This is a genomic window from Shinella yambaruensis (genome assembly GCF_022899355.1).
Lineage (GTDB): Bacteria > Pseudomonadota > Alphaproteobacteria > Rhizobiales > Rhizobiaceae > Shinella > Shinella yambaruensis.
The window spans coordinates 209,193-223,406 of sequence record NZ_JALJCK010000001.1 but is presented as its reverse complement, the minus strand read 5'-3'; the positions used below and the strand labels follow the sequence as shown (position 1 = coordinate 223,406).

General features: G+C 66.4%; 15 protein-coding genes. 8 read left to right on the top strand and 7 right to left on the bottom strand.

Annotation, left to right across the window (positions count from 1 at the left end; all coding sequences use genetic code 11):
* Positions 1–21: 21 nt before the first annotated feature.
* Both MUU56_RS01100 and MUU56_RS01095 read right to left on the bottom strand, forming a co-directional pair.
* Positions 22–1,038 carry a septal ring lytic transglycosylase RlpA family protein gene (locus tag MUU56_RS01100; protein WP_244765510.1) on the bottom strand — a complete coding sequence of 339 codons (1,017 nt, stop codon included), beginning with the start codon at positions 1,036–1,038 and terminating at the stop codon, positions 22–24.
* A 202-nt stretch (positions 1,039–1,240) separates the two neighbouring features.
* Positions 1,241–1,456 (bottom strand): hypothetical protein, encoded by a 216-nt coding sequence (locus MUU56_RS01095; protein ID WP_244765509.1) that lies wholly within the window; start codon positions 1,454–1,456, stop codon positions 1,241–1,243.
* 253 nt (positions 1,457–1,709) lie between these two features.
* Between MUU56_RS01095 and MUU56_RS01090 the strand changes: the two genes are divergently transcribed.
* The 4 genes from MUU56_RS01090 to MUU56_RS01075 all read left to right on the top strand — a co-directional run bounded on the left by MUU56_RS01090 (position 1,710) and on the right by MUU56_RS01075 (position 5,571).
* Positions 1,710–2,471 (top strand): hypothetical protein, encoded by a 762-nt coding sequence (locus MUU56_RS01090; RefSeq protein WP_244765508.1) that lies wholly within the window; start codon positions 1,710–1,712, stop codon positions 2,469–2,471.
* A gap of 105 nt (positions 2,472–2,576) precedes the next feature.
* Positions 2,577–4,055 carry a D-alanyl-D-alanine carboxypeptidase gene (locus tag MUU56_RS01085; RefSeq protein ID WP_244765507.1) on the top strand — a complete coding sequence of 493 codons (1,479 nt, stop codon included), beginning with the start codon at positions 2,577–2,579 and terminating at the stop codon, positions 4,053–4,055.
* 165 nt (positions 4,056–4,220) lie between these two features.
* Complete coding sequence (locus MUU56_RS01080) at positions 4,221–4,493, top strand: hypothetical protein (protein ID WP_244765989.1); 273 nt, start codon at positions 4,221–4,223, stop codon at positions 4,491–4,493.
* Between the two features lie 61 nt (positions 4,494–4,554).
* Positions 4,555–5,571 (top strand): helix-turn-helix domain-containing protein, encoded by a 1,017-nt coding sequence (locus MUU56_RS01075; RefSeq protein WP_244765506.1) that lies wholly within the window; start codon positions 4,555–4,557, stop codon positions 5,569–5,571.
* On the opposite strand, the gene MUU56_RS01070 is transcribed toward MUU56_RS01075, so the two are convergent.
* The 3 genes from MUU56_RS01070 to MUU56_RS01060 form a co-directional block, all read right to left on the bottom strand.
* A complete protein-coding gene (locus MUU56_RS01070; RefSeq protein WP_244765505.1) occupies positions 5,558–6,592 on the bottom strand; it encodes an alpha/beta hydrolase family protein in 1,035 nt (344 codons plus the stop codon). The genes MUU56_RS01075 and MUU56_RS01070 overlap by 14 nt on opposite strands.
* 83 nt (positions 6,593–6,675) lie before the next feature.
* Positions 6,676–7,113 (bottom strand): DUF1489 family protein, encoded by a 438-nt coding sequence (locus MUU56_RS01065; protein ID WP_244765504.1) that lies wholly within the window; start codon positions 7,111–7,113, stop codon positions 6,676–6,678.
* 76 nt (positions 7,114–7,189) lie between these two features.
* The gene (locus MUU56_RS01060; RefSeq protein ID WP_244765503.1) at positions 7,190–8,590 is read right to left on the bottom strand and encodes an L-serine ammonia-lyase; all 1,401 of its coding nucleotides are present in this window, start codon (positions 8,588–8,590) and stop codon (positions 7,190–7,192) included.
* A gap of 576 nt (positions 8,591–9,166) precedes the next feature.
* On the opposite strand from MUU56_RS01060, the gene MUU56_RS01055 reads away from it, so the two are divergent.
* The 3 genes from MUU56_RS01055 (at position 9,167) to MUU56_RS01045 (ending at position 11,447) form a co-directional block, all read left to right on the top strand.
* Positions 9,167–9,856 (top strand): DUF599 domain-containing protein, encoded by a 690-nt coding sequence (locus tag MUU56_RS01055; protein ID WP_244765502.1) that lies wholly within the window; start codon positions 9,167–9,169, stop codon positions 9,854–9,856.
* 93 nt (positions 9,857–9,949) lie between these two features.
* Positions 9,950–10,969 (top strand): acetyltransferase domain-containing protein, encoded by a 1,020-nt coding sequence (locus MUU56_RS01050; protein ID WP_244765501.1) that lies wholly within the window; start codon positions 9,950–9,952, stop codon positions 10,967–10,969.
* Positions 10,970–10,973: 4 nt separating this feature from the next.
* The gene (locus MUU56_RS01045; protein ID WP_244765500.1) at positions 10,974–11,447 is read left to right on the top strand and encodes a methyltransferase family protein; all 474 of its coding nucleotides are present in this window, start codon (positions 10,974–10,976) and stop codon (positions 11,445–11,447) included.
* 7 nt (positions 11,448–11,454) lie between these two features.
* Here the strand turns inward: MUU56_RS01045 and MUU56_RS01040 are convergent, their stop codons facing one another.
* Positions 11,455–11,841, bottom strand: coding sequence for a MerR family transcriptional regulator (locus MUU56_RS01040; RefSeq protein WP_244765499.1), 387 nt, complete (start codon positions 11,839–11,841; stop codon positions 11,455–11,457).
* 117 nt (positions 11,842–11,958) lie between these two features.
* Complete coding sequence (gene mgtE / locus MUU56_RS01035) at positions 11,959–13,389, bottom strand: magnesium transporter (protein WP_244765498.1); 1,431 nt, start codon at positions 13,387–13,389, stop codon at positions 11,959–11,961.
* 303 nt (positions 13,390–13,692) lie between these two features.
* Here mgtE and MUU56_RS01030 point away from each other — a divergent pair, with 303 nt between their 5' ends.
* Positions 13,693–14,187, top strand: coding sequence for a peptide deformylase (locus MUU56_RS01030; protein WP_244765497.1), 495 nt, complete (start codon positions 13,693–13,695; stop codon positions 14,185–14,187).
* Positions 14,188–14,214: the final 27 nt, after the last annotated feature.

The window sequence follows — 14,214 nt, the reverse complement described above, 5'->3', positions numbered from 1 at the left end:
GGGAACGCGGGCGATCGGCGATCAGCCCGCGTTGCCGGCCAGCGCCGAGAGCGGCGTCAGCCTGCCGTCGATCGTCAGGATGGCATCGAAGGCGCCGGCGGCATCACGCACACGCTCGTCCGCATAGGCGGCGGCATAGCTCGGATCGGCGGAAAGCTGCGGCACGACGTTCGGCCGCTCGATCGGCAGCGGGCCGATCTCCGGCAGCATGACGAACTGTTCCATCGCCTGGAAGGCCTCGCTTGCCGGCGTGGTCTTGGCGAGCGCCGTCATCGTGCTCTCGGCTGGCACGGTCAGCACGCCCTCGCCCTGGCCGACGCCCGGCAGCGCGCTGTTGTCCGCCGAGGCCACCATGACGCCCGTGGCGATCTGCCCGCCCGGATCGACCGCCGGAACGCGCGAGCCCTTGGTGACGTAGGAGGCCATGAGATAGGGCATGTCGTTGCCCTCGAGCGGCGCCTTGCCGACATATTGCACGCGCACCTTGGCCGTGCCGGTGCGCTTCATGTCGAGGAGGTCGGCGGTCTTGGAGGAAACGTCGATCACGCGGCCTTCGTGGAACGGGCCGCGGTCGTTGACGCGCACCACGACGGACGTGCCGTTCTCCATGTTGGTCACGCGCGCATAGCTCGGCAGCGGAAAGGTCGGATGCGCGGCGGAGAGATGGTACTTGTCGTAGACTTCGCCGTTCGCCGTCCTGCGGCCATGGAAGGCGGAACCATACCAGGAGGCAAGACCGGTCCTGTTGTAGCCCGGCTCCTCCTTCGGCTGATACCACTTGCCGCGAACCTGGTAGGCCTTGCCGACCTGGTAGCGGCCGCCGCCCTTCGGCACGGACTGCCCTTCCTCGACGACGCGCGGGCTCGCCTTCACGCCATATTCGGACTCGGCGAAGAATTCCTTGCTGCGCACCTTCTTCTTCGGCGCCGGCGTCGTCGTCGCACAGGCGGCAAGGCCCGCGCAGACCAGAGGAATAGTGAGCAACCTCAGGCCCTTGCCGAACCGGGTCGCGTTCTTCTCGAAGTTTTTATGTCCCACGCCGCTATTGTCCCCGACGGTGTGCCAGCCAACTGCCTTGCCCCTGCAAGCCGGCCGTCAATGCCACTCAGTAAATAACAGTCCGTTAATCATGCCAATAAGATGGCAAAATTGCGAACGGATGGAAGCCCCGTGGCGAGCTTCCATGATTCATGGTTTCCGGATGGTTAAGCGCAAGGCGCTTTCATCGCCGTCTTCAACGTCACGAGGCCGGAACCTGCAGCACGTCGAAGAGCTGCTCCGGGTCGCGTACGCCGTGTCGATAGAGCGTGATGATCGACCGGGCGAGCGACCGCGCGCGGGCCTCGTCGAGGCCGGGGGTGTTTGTTGCCGCCAATCGGGTGAAGACACGCTGCAGGACGACGAGGTCCTGCGGCTCGAATATGCCGATATGCGCGGGGTCTCGAAGCACGTCCATGGCTGCCTCCCCTGTTCCGCATCCAGCCGGCATGATTGCTGTCGGGTGCAGGTGCGATTCTAGGAGCAGAATGCGTCAGCAACAAGTCGGGAAATCTTGCAGGACCGGCCCCGCGGCCCTCGCAGGGCATGACGCGCCGGCCCTTTCTCGACCGCCCGATCTCAACCAAAAATTAACCCTGTTCGCAGAGGCTCCGCACAGGGTCGAAGCACCGGGAAAGCCGAGTCCGACCGGGCCATCGAGGGTGGAAGAGATGACAGCGGCAGCGACCGGCAACGATGAACACACGCCCCTCATCTCCCATCGCCTGCTGACGCGCCTGACGATCGGCGTCGCCGTGCTGGCGAGCCTGACGGTGGCGATCAGCGTCGCCGGCCGAATGCTCGGCGAACGCATCGCCCAGGCGGGGCATACGGAGAGCGCCGAGCTCGTCGACGTGGTCATCGGCCAGGACCAGATCCGGCTTCCCGCCAACACGATCCGCTTCGAGGAGCAGCGCCAGACGGGGCGCACCGAACGGGTCGATCTTTATTTCACCTGGCCGGAAATGCAGGGCTATTCCAATGCGCAGCGCAGCCGGTTCAACGATGCCGGCCGGCCGGAAGGCCTGGTTTTCCTCAATCTTTCACAGAGCACCATGTCGAAGGACATGTCCGGCCGGCTGGAGCCGATCTACAGCCACCTTTTCGGCGACGAGCCCGGGCCCGGCCCTGCCGGCCTCACCCTGCGGCGCCTGAAGGAGAACTCCGGTTACGGCGACGAAGTGTTCTTCACGGGCACCCTGCCGGACGGCACCGGCTATGCAGTGCGCTGCATGATCCCGGCCGACGAAGCGCAATCGACCAGCGCCGATTGCCAGCGCGATATCCACATCGGCCGGGATCTTTCCGTGCTTTACCGTTTTTCGAGCAGACTTTTGCCGCAGTGGCAGGCCATGGAGGCGCGCATTCGCGACTATCTCGGCCGATCGCTCATCCGCAACGGCCGCCCCTCGTCCACCGGCTTCGGCCGATAAAACACCGCCAACCTCAGAAACCAATGATTCATCATAAACCGATTGGTAACGCTATCCCGCTACTGTGCCGGAAATGGTCGATCCGGGCGGTCAGGTCCGGACAGCATGTGCAATCCGAGAATGAAGAGTAACGTAGTGTCCCGTTCCGTATTCCTCGATTTCCTCCCCCGCTCCTGCCAGGCATTTGCCACTGCGGCGAAAGGTCTGGTGATGATCGGAATGGTCGCCACCGTCGCGGTCGCCACCCCGGCCGAAGCCAATCCGAAATATTCCGGCATCGTCATCGACGCCAAGACGGGCAAGGTGCTCTACAGCGAGGATGCGGACGCGCTGCGCTATCCCGCCTCGCTCACCAAGATGATGACGCTCTACCTCACCTTCGAGGCGCTGGAGGCCGGGAAGATCCGCCTCAACACCCGCGTCCCCTTCTCCAAGAACGCCGCGAGCGAACCGCCGACGAAGCTCGGTGTCGGCGCCGGCAATTCGATCACCGTCGAACAGGCGATGCTCGGCCTCATCACCCGCTCGGCGAACGACGCCTCCACGGCGCTCGCCGAATTCCTCGGCGGCTCGGAAGAGCGCTTCGCCCGCATGATGACGCAGAAGGCGCGCGCGCTCGGCATGACGCGCACCGTCTACCGCAACGCCAACGGCCTTCCCAACACGGCACAGGTGACGACCGCCCGCGACCAGGCCCGCCTCGGCATCGCGCTGCGCCAGCACTTTCCGCAATATTACGATTATTTCTCCGTCCGCAGCTTCCGCTTCGGCAAGCAGACGATCAACGGCCACAACCGGCTGCTCGGCACCGTGCGCGGCGTCGACGGCATCAAGACCGGCTATACCCGCGCTTCCGGCTACAACCTCGTGACCTCGGCCGTGGCCGACGGGCGCAGCGTCGTCGGCGTCGTCATCGGTGGCCGCTCGGGCGCTGCCCGCGACCAGCAGATGCGCAAGCTCATCGCCACCTACATGCCGAAGGCCTCGCGCCGCGGCGGCGGCAACCTGATCGCCGAAACCAAGGATGCCCCGACGCTGACCGCCGAGGTCGCCGGCAAGGCGGTCACCGCATCGGTTTCCGGCAGCCTCGACCTGCCGGAGAACGGCCCGATCCCGACCTATCGCTACAATGAGGCCCGCATCGAGACGGCCTATGCCGCCACGTCGGACGCGGCTTCGGAAGTCGTCGGCAAGCGTGCCCTCGCCGCAACGCTGAAGATCCAGCGCGACGCGGCCGTGCCGCCGGCGGACCTGACGGAACAGGGGGATGCGGGCGCCGCCGTCGACGAGCTGACCACCTCCTCCACCGTTGCCTCGCTCGCCACGGATGCCGTGCCCTCGGGCTGGGTCATCCAGATCGGCGCGACGCCCGACAAGGGCCAGGCACAGGACCTGCTTTCCAAGGCGAAGAACCAGGGCGGCAAGGCGCTTTCCAGCGCGCAGCCCTTCACGGTCGCCGTCAACAGCGGCAGCCAGCAGCTGTTCCGCGCCCGCTTCGGCGGCTTCGACAACCAGGACCGCGCGACGGCCGCCTGCAAGGCGCTGAAGCGCAAGGGTTTCGCCTGCTGGGCCAGCCAGCAGTAAGAACGACCGGACGCGCCGAACCACCGGCGCGCTCCCTCAAATCTCGCCTTGCGCCAGCACAGTCACCGGACAGGTAGTGCATCCCGGGACTGCGGAGCAAGGCAGGCGGAATGTCGCGAAAGCGGCTCTGCCATCCTCGATTGGGTAATGCGTACGAGGCAGATCATGGCGATGAACGAGAACCTGTTCGATGCTCCCCCCGTAGCCGGCGCGGAAAAGCGCAGGTCGCTGAAGGGCACGCTCCACCCGCTGCACGAGGCGGCGATGCGGATCGCGGATATCGGGCTCGGCCGTTCGCGCAACAGGACGAAGGATCTCGTCGGCATGCTGCTCGCCCATGGCGCGAGGGCCTGGCGCTCGGGCCAGCCGGCCGCCGGGATCCATCTCCATGTCGGCGTCAGCGAGCGCCGCCATCCGGTTCGCCTGCGCCTGCGCTGAGGGTCGCCTGAACCGGCGACGCGCCCCTTGCAAAGGGGCCTGACATCCGCTGTGCAGGACCATGCCGGCAATTCCGCTTCCCTTCATCATCGCGCTGCTGCTCGCCGTCCTTCTCCTGAAGCTGGTGCTGCTGCGCCAAACCGCGCTGCGGCCTGCCATCGGCTTCGTCGCCGCCTGCATGGTCGTCGCGTTCGCGGTCGGCGCCCGGTGGTCGTTCGACGCGCCGTTCGTGCGCTTTCTCCAGCCCGTCCTTGCCGCCGCGCTGCCGCCGATCGCCTGGCTCTGCTTCACAGCCGGGCACACTGAGCGCGGCAGGGCCCGCTGGCTGTACCTGCTGCCGGTCGCCCTTGCTCTACTCTTGTCCGCCACCTGGCAAGTCTGGCGGTCGCCGGTCGACCTGCTGCTCGCGCTTCTCTATGTCGGCTACGGGCTCGCCCTGCTGCGCCTCGCCAGGGCCGGGCCGGACGGCTTTGCCGCAGCGCGGCTGAGCGATACGGCCCGGGCCGAGAATGCGGCGCGCATGGCGGGCGGCACGCTCGTCGTGTCGGCGCTGGTCGATCTCCTCATCGCCGTCGATTTCGGCCTTTACAGCGGCGACCATGCCGCGCTGATCGTGGCCGCCGGCAACATTCTTCTCCTGCCTGTCCTCGCCTACGCCGTCGCCACCATCGGGCGCAGCCTGCCGGCGGACGCTGCCGGCGAGACGGCCCCTGCCGACCTGCCGCGCGCGCCGACGGAAGACGACAGCCGCATCGTGGAGGCGATCGACCGGCTGATGCGCGAGAAGGAGCTCTTCCGCGACCCCGACCTCACCCTGAACCGGATCGCGCGGCGCGCCGGCCTTCCGCCCCGCCAGATCTCGGGCGCCGTCAACCGCCGCGAGAACCGCAACGTCTCGCAACTGGTCAACGGCTACCGCATCGAGGCGGCGAAGCGCCTGCTGGCGGAGACGGACCTGCCGGTCACCGCCGTCATGTTCGAAGCCGGGTTCCAGACCAAGTCGAACTTCAACCGGGAATTCCTGAAGGCCACCGGCCGGTGCCCGAGCGACTATCGTCGCGCACCTACGGCAGGCTGACGGCCAGGAAGGCGAGGATGCGATCGGCGACCTCGCGGTGGATCGCCGCGCGGCCGCGGATGCCGCCATCCTTGCAGACGATGCCGTCGCCGGGCGTTTCCGCCTCGATCCTCTCCGCCGCGCCCGGCTTGCAGACCTGCAGGAAGCTGAAATGCATGGCGTCGGGGATGACGACATAGGTGCTGCTCGCTGCCGGAAGCGCCCTTGCGAGGTAGCCCGATTCCCGTTCGGCCGGCATGTCGCCGATATCGGTGCCCGCCGCGATCACCAGGGCCGGCACGCGAAGGGCCGCAAGGCTTTCCGGAGAAAAACCCCGCGCCAGGCCGAGATCGAGCGAAACGAAAGCGCCGATGCGCGGATCGCCGAGCTCGCCCTCGAGCTTCTGGCGGCCGGCACCGGTGCCGTCCAGTCCGAGTTCTGCCGTCAGGCTGCAGGCACGCGGGCTCGTGTTCATCGTGCAATCCGCCGTGAACCGCTCCGCATCGAACCGCGCGCCGGCAAGGGCCGCGGCCGTCCAGCCACCGAGCGAATGGCCGATAACGGCAATGCGGTCGGCCGCGATGCGATCGGCGATGTCCCCGTCTTCCAGCAGCGCGTCGATAAGCCGGCTGAGGTCGCGTGGCCGTTCCCAGGGTTTCGCCGCCTCGGCCGCGCTCCTGTCGAAGGTCGTGGTGCCGGGATGGTCCGGCGCGGCGACGATATAGCCGCGCGCGGCGAGTTCGCCGGCGAGCCAGCTCAGATTGCGCCAGCTTCCGCCATAACCGTGCGACAGCACGACGAGCGGGTGCGTGCCCGCGCCGATCCCGGCATCGCGGATCGCGGGGATGCCCAGGAAGGCGGGGTTCTCCGCGACGGGAGCCGCCTTTCCGGTATCGGATGTCGGATACCAGACGACCGCGAAGAGCGCGCGCCCCTCCGGTGACCCGGCGATCCTGATGTCGCGGACGCCGAGCGCACCGGCATTGCAGGATGTCGCGGCGCCGGCGAGAAGCGTGGCGGCAAGGAAGAGTGTTTTCAGCATGGAAGCCTCGTTGGTTGAACGAGGCCGGGATGCGGCAAGACGTCGGGGAAAGAGACCTGAAACGCGATCGAGGACGTCGGATTTCAGAGAAGGCCGAGTTCGGCGAGTTCGCGCCGCAGTTCCAGCGGCAGGTCTGCCGTGCCGTCGCCCATGTTCCTGAGGTCGCGCGGCGCGTCGTCTTCCGTCAGGTAGCGCCAGCCCTGGAAGGCGCGGCGCGGCTGCAGCTCGGTCTCGACGACCTCCGGCCCGAGCACCAGCTCGCAGCGGGAGATGCCGTCGACATCCGTGAAGGTCTTGATGCCGAGGAGGCGCTGGCGCGCCTGCACCTGGCCCTTGATCACCCAGTAGAGCGAGCCGCCGTCGAGCAGGTCCTGGTCGCGCTTGGGCACCATGCGGGTGATGTGGCTCGAATGCGGTTCCATGCCCGCGGCGATCGCGATCAGCGAGCGTTCGGACACCCATTCGCGCAGGTCCTCGATCGAGTCCGCGCCGACACAGAGTTTGATGAGATGCAGGGCCATGCCCCTTTGAACGCTCTTGCGGCGGCCCGGTCAAGGGGCCGCCATGTCGCACTCCACAGCGTTCGCGGCGAAAGCCTCAGCACTCCACCACATTGACGGCAAGGCCGCCGGTGGAGGTTTCCTTGTATTTCTCATTCATGTCGACGCCCGTCTGGCGCATCGTCTCGATGCAGGCGTCGAGCGGCACGAAATGCACGCCGTCGCCCTTGAGTGCGAGCGAGGCGGCGGTCACGGCCTTCACCGCCCCGAGCGCGTTGCGCTCGATGCAGGGCACCTGCACGAGGCCGGCAATGGGGTCGCAGGTCATGCCGAGATGGTGCTCCAGCGCGATTTCCGCGGCGTTCTCCACCTGCTCCGGCGTGCCGCCCATCACGGCGGCAAGCCCGGCGGCGGCCATGGCGGAGGCGGACCCCACCTCCCCCTGACAGCCGACTTCGGCGCCCGAGATCGAGGCATTGTGCTTGATGATGCCGCCGACGGCAGCCGCCGTCAGCAGGTAGTCGCGGATGCCGTCCTGGTCGGCATCCTCGTGGAAATGCAGGTAGTAGCGGATCGTCGCGGGCACGACGCCGGCCGCACCGTTGGTCGGCGAGGTGACGACGCGCCCGCCTGCCGCATTCTCCTCGTTGACCGCCATGGCATAGACGGAGAGCCAGTCGTTGGCGAGCAGCGGGTTCGCCTTGTTGGAGCGCCACTCCTCCTGCAGCTTGTCATGGATCGAGCGGGCACGCCGGCGCACCTTCAGCCCGCCCGGCATGATGCCCTCGTTCTTGAGGCCGCGGTCGATGCAGCTCTTCATCGCGCCCCAGATGCGGTCGAGGCCGGCATCCAGTTCCTCGCGCGACATGGTGGCTTCCTCGTTGGCGCGCTTCATCTGGGCGATCGTCATGCCGGAGCGCTCCGCCATTTCCAGCATCTGCTTGGCCGAGGCGAAGGGGAACGGCACCTTCTTGTCGCCTGCCTTCGCCTTGCTGGCGCGCATCTGCTCCAGTTCGGTGTCCGTGACGACGAAGCCGCCGCCGACGGAATAGTAGATGCGCTTGAGGAGCAGCCGGTCGTCGCGGTCATAGGCCGAGAAGGTCATGCCGTTGGCATGGCCGGGCAGCGGGTTCTTCTTGTCGAAGATCAGGTCGTCCTTCGGCCGGAAGGCATAGCCGGGATGGCCGGGCGGCGTGATGCGGCCTGTGCGCTCCACCTCGGCGACGATGGCGTCCATGCGGTCCGGATCGACCGAATCGGGCCGCTCGCCCATCAGGCCGAGGATGACGGCGCGGTCGGAGCCGTGGCCGACGCCGGTATAGGCGAGCGAACCGTGCAGGCTCATGCGGATCGTCGCGACCTGCGCGCCCGACGGCCGCGGCCAGTCGGCGGAGAGGATGAGGTCGAGAAAGCGGTTCGCCGCCGACATCGGTCCCATCGTGTGGGAGCTCGACGGCCCGATCCCGATCTTGAAAACATCGAATACCGAAAGAAACATGGTCCGGACTTCTCCCTTGCCTCGGCAGGCGCTCTGATCCCTGAAGCTACGTCATCACGCGGCGCACGTAAGGCGATCTCCCGACATCGGGTTTTACCTGCGCGACATGTCGCTTCCAACAGCCCTCGAAACAAAAACAGCGCGCTTCGCGGGGAAGCACGCTGTTCATGTAAGGATGACGGGCGGATGTTTTCAGATGCCGCCGAAAAGATAGGCGATGACCAGAACTGCGCCGAAACCGAGGACTGCGCGGGCGGTGACGCCCCAGCAGGATTTCTGAACGGTACTTTCCATGATTTCCCCGAATGGAAGATGTCGTTGCAACGGCCGCGGCGGCCCTGCATGGCGGTCTGTTTAATGAAGATTTCATGAAACCGCAATCGCCAAAAATGGCGAAACCAAGGCGTCCCGATCATAGGAGCCCCGCGCCAGGCGCATGACATGTCGCAAAATCAGACGGTTGGGCGGCGCAGTCGCGGCAGTGGTCCGCCGCCTTTTCGCCCAAGGTCTGAACGGGCCCGGACCACCGTCCCGGCGACGCTTGCAAAATGCCGAATCCGTGGCACAACGCTTGCCATGAGCACACCGGATTTCGTCGCCCTCGCCCTCTTCCTCCTGCTGTGGACGGGATATTCCTGGATCACGGAGCGGGCGAAGTTCTTCGATCGCGTCAGCCTCACGCGGGCGATGAGCTCGCAGCGCGCCGTCTGGATCCGCAACGCGATGCACCGCGACCTGCGCATGATCGACACGCAGATCATGGCCGGCCTGCAGAACGGCACGGCCTTCTTCGCCTCCACCTCGATCCTGGCGCTCGGCGGCTGTTTCGCGCTGCTCGGCGCAACGGAGCAGGTCTTCGCCATTTTCAGCGACCTGCCGCTGGTCTTCCAGGGCAGCCGCGCCGGCTTCGAGCTGAAGGTCGGCGGGCTCGCGGGCATCTTCGGCTATGCCTTCTTCAAGTTCGGCTGGTCCTACCGCCTCTTCAACTACTGCACGATCCTGCTCGGCGCGATCCCGATGAGCGGCGACATCCACAAGGACCCGGCCGGCGCCGACCTTGCCGCCGACAAGGTCATCCGCATGAACATCCTTGCGGCAAAACACTTCAACATGGGGCTGCGCGCCATCTTCCTGTCGATCGGCTATCTCGGCTGGTTCGTCAGCCCCTATCTCTTCATCGCGACGACGGTCAGCATCATCGTCGTGCTCGTGCGCCGGCAGTTCTATTCCGAAGCGCGCCTCGCCGTTCTCGAACGGCTCGACTGACATCCCCCCGGCGGCCACCTTTCGGCCATCCGCCCGGCGCAAGCTTGGCGTGACATTCTCCCATGGACCAAAGCAATGCGGCGACCCCGACCCATGACGACGACGGTGATTGACGGCAATGTGGCAGGAGAAGGCGCGGTACCGCGCCGCCTTCCGCGCATCCCGCTGATCGACCAGCTCCGTGCCCTCGCGCTGATCGCCATGGCGGTCTACCATTTCACCTGGGACCTCGGCTTCTTCGGCTATATCGAGCCGGATACGGCGACGACCGGCGGCTGGAAGATCTTCGCGCGGCTGATCGCCGGCTCCTTCCTGTTCCTCGTCGGCTTCAGCCTGGTGCTCGGTCATGTCCAGGGTTTTCGCGCAAGGCCCTTCCTCATCCGGCTCGGAAAGATCGGGCTGGCGGCGGCGGCGATCACCCTCGCCACTTGGTTCGCCTTCCCGGAGACCTTCATCTTCTTCGGCATCCTGCATGCCATTGCCGCGGCGAGCCTCGTCGGCCTCCTCTTCCTGCGCCTGCCGCTCGTCGTGACGCTGCTTGCTGCCGCCGCCGCCGTCGCAGCGCCCTTCTATCTGCGCGCGCCGTTCTTCGATCACCCGGCGCTCTGGTGGGTCGGGCTTTCGGTCGATATCCCGCGCTCGAACGACTATGTGCCGCTGCTGCCCTGGATCGCCCCGGTGCTCATCGGCATCGTGCTCGGCAGGCTCTTCGTCGCAAGCCCGCTTCCTGGGCGGCTCGCCGGCTTCGGCGGCCAGACGAAAGTCTGGTGGAAAAGCCTTCTGGAGACGGCCGGTCGCCACAGTCTCGCCATCTACCTTATCCATCAGCCCGTGCTGATCGCACTGGTCTACGGTTTTTCCCTCGTGGTGCCCGCGCCTGCAGCCGATCCCGTCGTCGGCTATACGAAGAGCTGCATGCGCGCCTGCGAAAGCGAGCGCGGCGACGGGTTCTGCCGCAGTTTCTGCGGCTGCACGCTGGACCGGCTGACGGAAGAGAACCTGCTCACCGACCTTGCGCGCGGTGCGATCGACGTGACGAAAGACGAGCGCATCGCCGCGATCTCGTCGCAATGCACGATGGATGCGGAAACGAAGACCGACCTGAAGGAGTAGGATCATGAACGCCTATCGCATGAAGCCACTCGCCTTTCCCTGGCCTCCGCTGATCTACGGCGCGGCGCTCGCGGCGGCCTTCCTGCTCCAGGCGTATTTTCCGCTCGCGGCGGCCGAGACGAACATCTGGATCGCCCGCACGGCCGGCGGTCTCCTGATCGTCATGGCCATCGTGCTGGATGTCTGGGCGATGCGCACGCTGCTCGACTGCCATACGACGATCCTGCCGAACCGCTGCTCGACCCATCTCGTGACGTCCGGCCCCTACCGCTTCACCCGCAACCCGATCTACCTCGGCTATACGCTGGCGACCGCCGGCATCGGCCTTGCGGTGCTCAATCCCTGGTGCATCGTGACCGCCATGGTCGCCGCCGTGCTGACGAGCATCGTCGCCATCAAGCGCGAGGAGCTGCACCTGCTCTCGCGCTTCGGCATCGATTTCGAACGCTATTGCAACGGGACGACGCGCTGGATCTGACGAGGGGTCAGGTGCCGACGCCGATTTCGGCGAGGCGCGTCAGGCAGGCCTCCTCGACATTGTCGAGTTCGGCCAGCGTTTCCTCGATGTCGCGCCGCTTCTGGCGCAGCTCGTCGCGCTTCTCGCTGACCTTCGCCATCAGCATCTCCAGCTGCCCGACCTCGCCCGGCGGGTCCTTGTAGACGCGGATGATGTCGCGGATCTCGGCGATGGTGAAGCCGATGCGCCGGCCGCGCAGGATTTCCTGGATGAGGCGGCGGTCGGCCGGGCGGAAGAGACGCGTGCGGCCGCGGCGCTCGGGGTTGATCAGCCCCTCGTCCTCGTAGAAGCGCAGCGTGCGGGTGGAAACCCCGAATTCGCGCGTCAGCTCGGTTATGGTATAAAACTTGTCCACGCCTGCTCCGATCTCGTCTGGGCAGGCATTTTATTGACTTTTACGTATAAGTCAATTTTCGCTCTTTTCGACGTCTATCCGAACGCGAAATCGCGCCGTGCGTTCCCCGCAAAAGCCTCAGCGGATGGCGAACCACCAAGTCGCGATCCCAAGGAATGCGAAGAAGCCGACGATATCCGTGACGGCGGTCACGAAGACCGCGGAGGAGACGGCCGGGTCCGCCCCTGCCTTGTCGAGGAAGAGCGGAATGGCGATGCCGGCGAGCGCCGCCGCGCTCATGTTGATCAGCATGGCCGCCGCAATGACGCCGCCGATATTGGCATCATGGAACCAGATGCCGGCGACGAGGCCGATCATCAGGCCGAAGGCGAGGCCGTGCAGCAGGCCGACGCCCGCCTCGCGCCGCACGACGCGCCAGGCGTTGTGGATGTCGAGGTTGCGCGTCGCCAGCGCCCGCACGGTGACGGTCATCGTCTGCGAGCCCGCATTGCCGCCCATGCCGGCGACGATCGGCATCAGCACGGCGAGCGCCACGATCTCCTCGATCGTCGCCTCGAAGAGCGAGATGACCGAGGCGGCGACGAAGGCCGTCAGGAGGTTGACGAGCAGCCAGGGCGCGCGCGAGCGCACGGTCTCGATGGTGGTGTCGGACAGTTCTTCGTCACCGACGCCGCCGAGGCGCATCAGGTCCTCCTCGGCCTCCTCCTGGATGACGTCGACCACGTCGTCGATGGTCAGGACGCCGACGAGGCGGCCGTTCTCGTCGACGACGGCGGCGGAGAGAAGGTCGTACTGCTCGAAGAGCTGGGCGGCCTCTTCCTGGTCCATCTCGGCCGGGATCGGATGGTTCGTCTCGCGCATGATCGCCTCGATCTTCGTGCCGCGCTTGGTGCGCAGCACGCGGTCGAGATCGATGGCGCCGAGCAGGCGGAAGGTCGGGTCGATGACGAAGATCTGCGAAAAGCTCTCCGGCAGGTCGGCGTCCTCGCGCAGGTAGTCGATCGTCTGGCCGACCGTCCAGAACGGCGGCACGGCGACGAATTCGGTCTGCATGCGGCGCCCGGCCGTGCTTTCCGGATAGTCCAGCGAGCGGCGCAGGCGGATCCGTTCGGTGAACGGCAATTTGGAGAGGATTTCTTCCTGGTCCTCCTGGTCGAGGTCTTCCAGGATGTAGACGGCATCGTCCGAATCCATCTCGCCGAGCGCGGCGGCGATCTGCTCGTTCGGCATGTGCTCGACGATGTCGAGGCGGATCGCCTCGTCGACCTCGGTCAGCGCCGCAAGATCGAAGTCGTCGCCGAGCAGGGAGACGAGCTGGCGGCGCTGCTCCGGCTGGATGGCCTCCAGCAGGTCGCCCATTTCCGATTCGTGCAGCCGCGCGACGTGCCGGCGCAGGAACAGGAGGTCGCGGTCGGCGATCGCCGCGCCGACATGCATGAGGAAGTCCGAGCGGATCGAACCGTCCTCGGCATAGATGTCCTCGCCGTCGAAGGTACTGTGCTCTGCCTGTCCCTGATGGATACGGTCGTCGTCGCCGGTGTCGTCCATCGGGCCGCTCCTTGTATCGGGCTCGTCCCGCCCGGCATGTCGGCGGCGCTGGGACGACAGGGATTGCGTAGAGGGTTGAGGCGCAGCGCGCCGCCGGGCGGATCGCTGCCTTCCCCCCTGCTAAAGCAAAGCGCGCGGCCGGTCCATCTTCGAAAGCGGCAAAAGCCGGCTGGACGCAAAAATTTCGCAAGCTGTTGCAATTTCACGAAAATCACACGAATCGCGATGCCGTGCGCCGGCACGACGTTTTCCCCCTGCCGCAAACAGGCTAGGAAGGGCGCACAACCGGCATCCGGAGGCCCCATGGCGATCCTTCCCATCCTCAGCTACCCCGATCCGCGCCTGCGCCTGCCCTGCCGAGCGGTCGAGGTCTTCGATGCGCGGCTGGCGACGCTCGCCGAAGATCTTGCCGCCACGATGCGGGCCGCCCCCGGCATCGGCATCACCGCCGCCCATGTCGGCATCCTGGAGCGGCTGACGGTGATCGAACTCGACGGGCCGGGCTCGCTCAAGGCCTATGTGAATCCGCGCATCGAATGGTTCTCGCCGGAAAAGCAGCGCCACACGGAGGGCAGCGTCTCCATGCACGGCGTGACCGACGAGGTGGAGCGCCCTGCCCGCATCCGCGTCGCCTACCAGGATCTTTCTGGCGCCGCGCGGACGGAAGAGGCCGACGGCCTGCTCTCGGTCTGCCTGCAGCACGAGATCGACCAGCTCGACGGCATCTTCTGGATCGACCGCCTTTCGCGGCTGAAGCGCGAGCGCATCGTCAAGAAGTACGCCAAGGGCAAGGCCTGAACCGCGAAAGCCCTTCTGCACGAAGCG

Bases quoted from the DNA above. Each gene is read 5' to 3' on its own strand.
- MUU56_RS01045 (WP_244765500.1), top strand. From the start codon at position 10,974: ATGAACGCCTATCGCATGAAGCCACTCGCCTTTCCCTGGCCTCCGCTG.
- MUU56_RS01075 (WP_244765506.1), top strand. From the start codon at position 4,555: ATGCCGGCAATTCCGCTTCCCTTCATCATCGCGCTGCTGCTCGCCGTC.
- MUU56_RS01065 (WP_244765504.1), bottom strand. From the start codon at position 7,113: ATGGCCCTGCATCTCATCAAACTCTGTGTCGGCGCGGACTCGATCGAG.
- MUU56_RS01050 (WP_244765501.1), top strand. From the start codon at position 9,950: ATGACGACGACGGTGATTGACGGCAATGTGGCAGGAGAAGGCGCGGTA.
- mgtE (WP_244765498.1), bottom strand. From the start codon at position 13,389: ATGGACGACACCGGCGACGACGACCGTATCCATCAGGGACAGGCAGAG.
- MUU56_RS01090 (WP_244765508.1), top strand. From the start codon at position 1,710: ATGACAGCGGCAGCGACCGGCAACGATGAACACACGCCCCTCATCTCC.
- MUU56_RS01080 (WP_244765989.1), top strand. From the start codon at position 4,221: ATGGCGATGAACGAGAACCTGTTCGATGCTCCCCCCGTAGCCGGCGCG.
- MUU56_RS01030 (WP_244765497.1), top strand. From the start codon at position 13,693: ATGGCGATCCTTCCCATCCTCAGCTACCCCGATCCGCGCCTGCGCCTG.
- MUU56_RS01055 (WP_244765502.1), top strand. From the start codon at position 9,167: ATGAGCACACCGGATTTCGTCGCCCTCGCCCTCTTCCTCCTGCTGTGG.
- MUU56_RS01085 (WP_244765507.1), top strand. From the start codon at position 2,577: ATGTGCAATCCGAGAATGAAGAGTAACGTAGTGTCCCGTTCCGTATTC.
- MUU56_RS01070 (WP_244765505.1), bottom strand. From the start codon at position 6,592: ATGCTGAAAACACTCTTCCTTGCCGCCACGCTTCTCGCCGGCGCCGCG.
- MUU56_RS01095 (WP_244765509.1), bottom strand. From the start codon at position 1,456: ATGGACGTGCTTCGAGACCCCGCGCATATCGGCATATTCGAGCCGCAG.
- MUU56_RS01060 (WP_244765503.1), bottom strand. From the start codon at position 8,590: ATGTTTCTTTCGGTATTCGATGTTTTCAAGATCGGGATCGGGCCGTCG.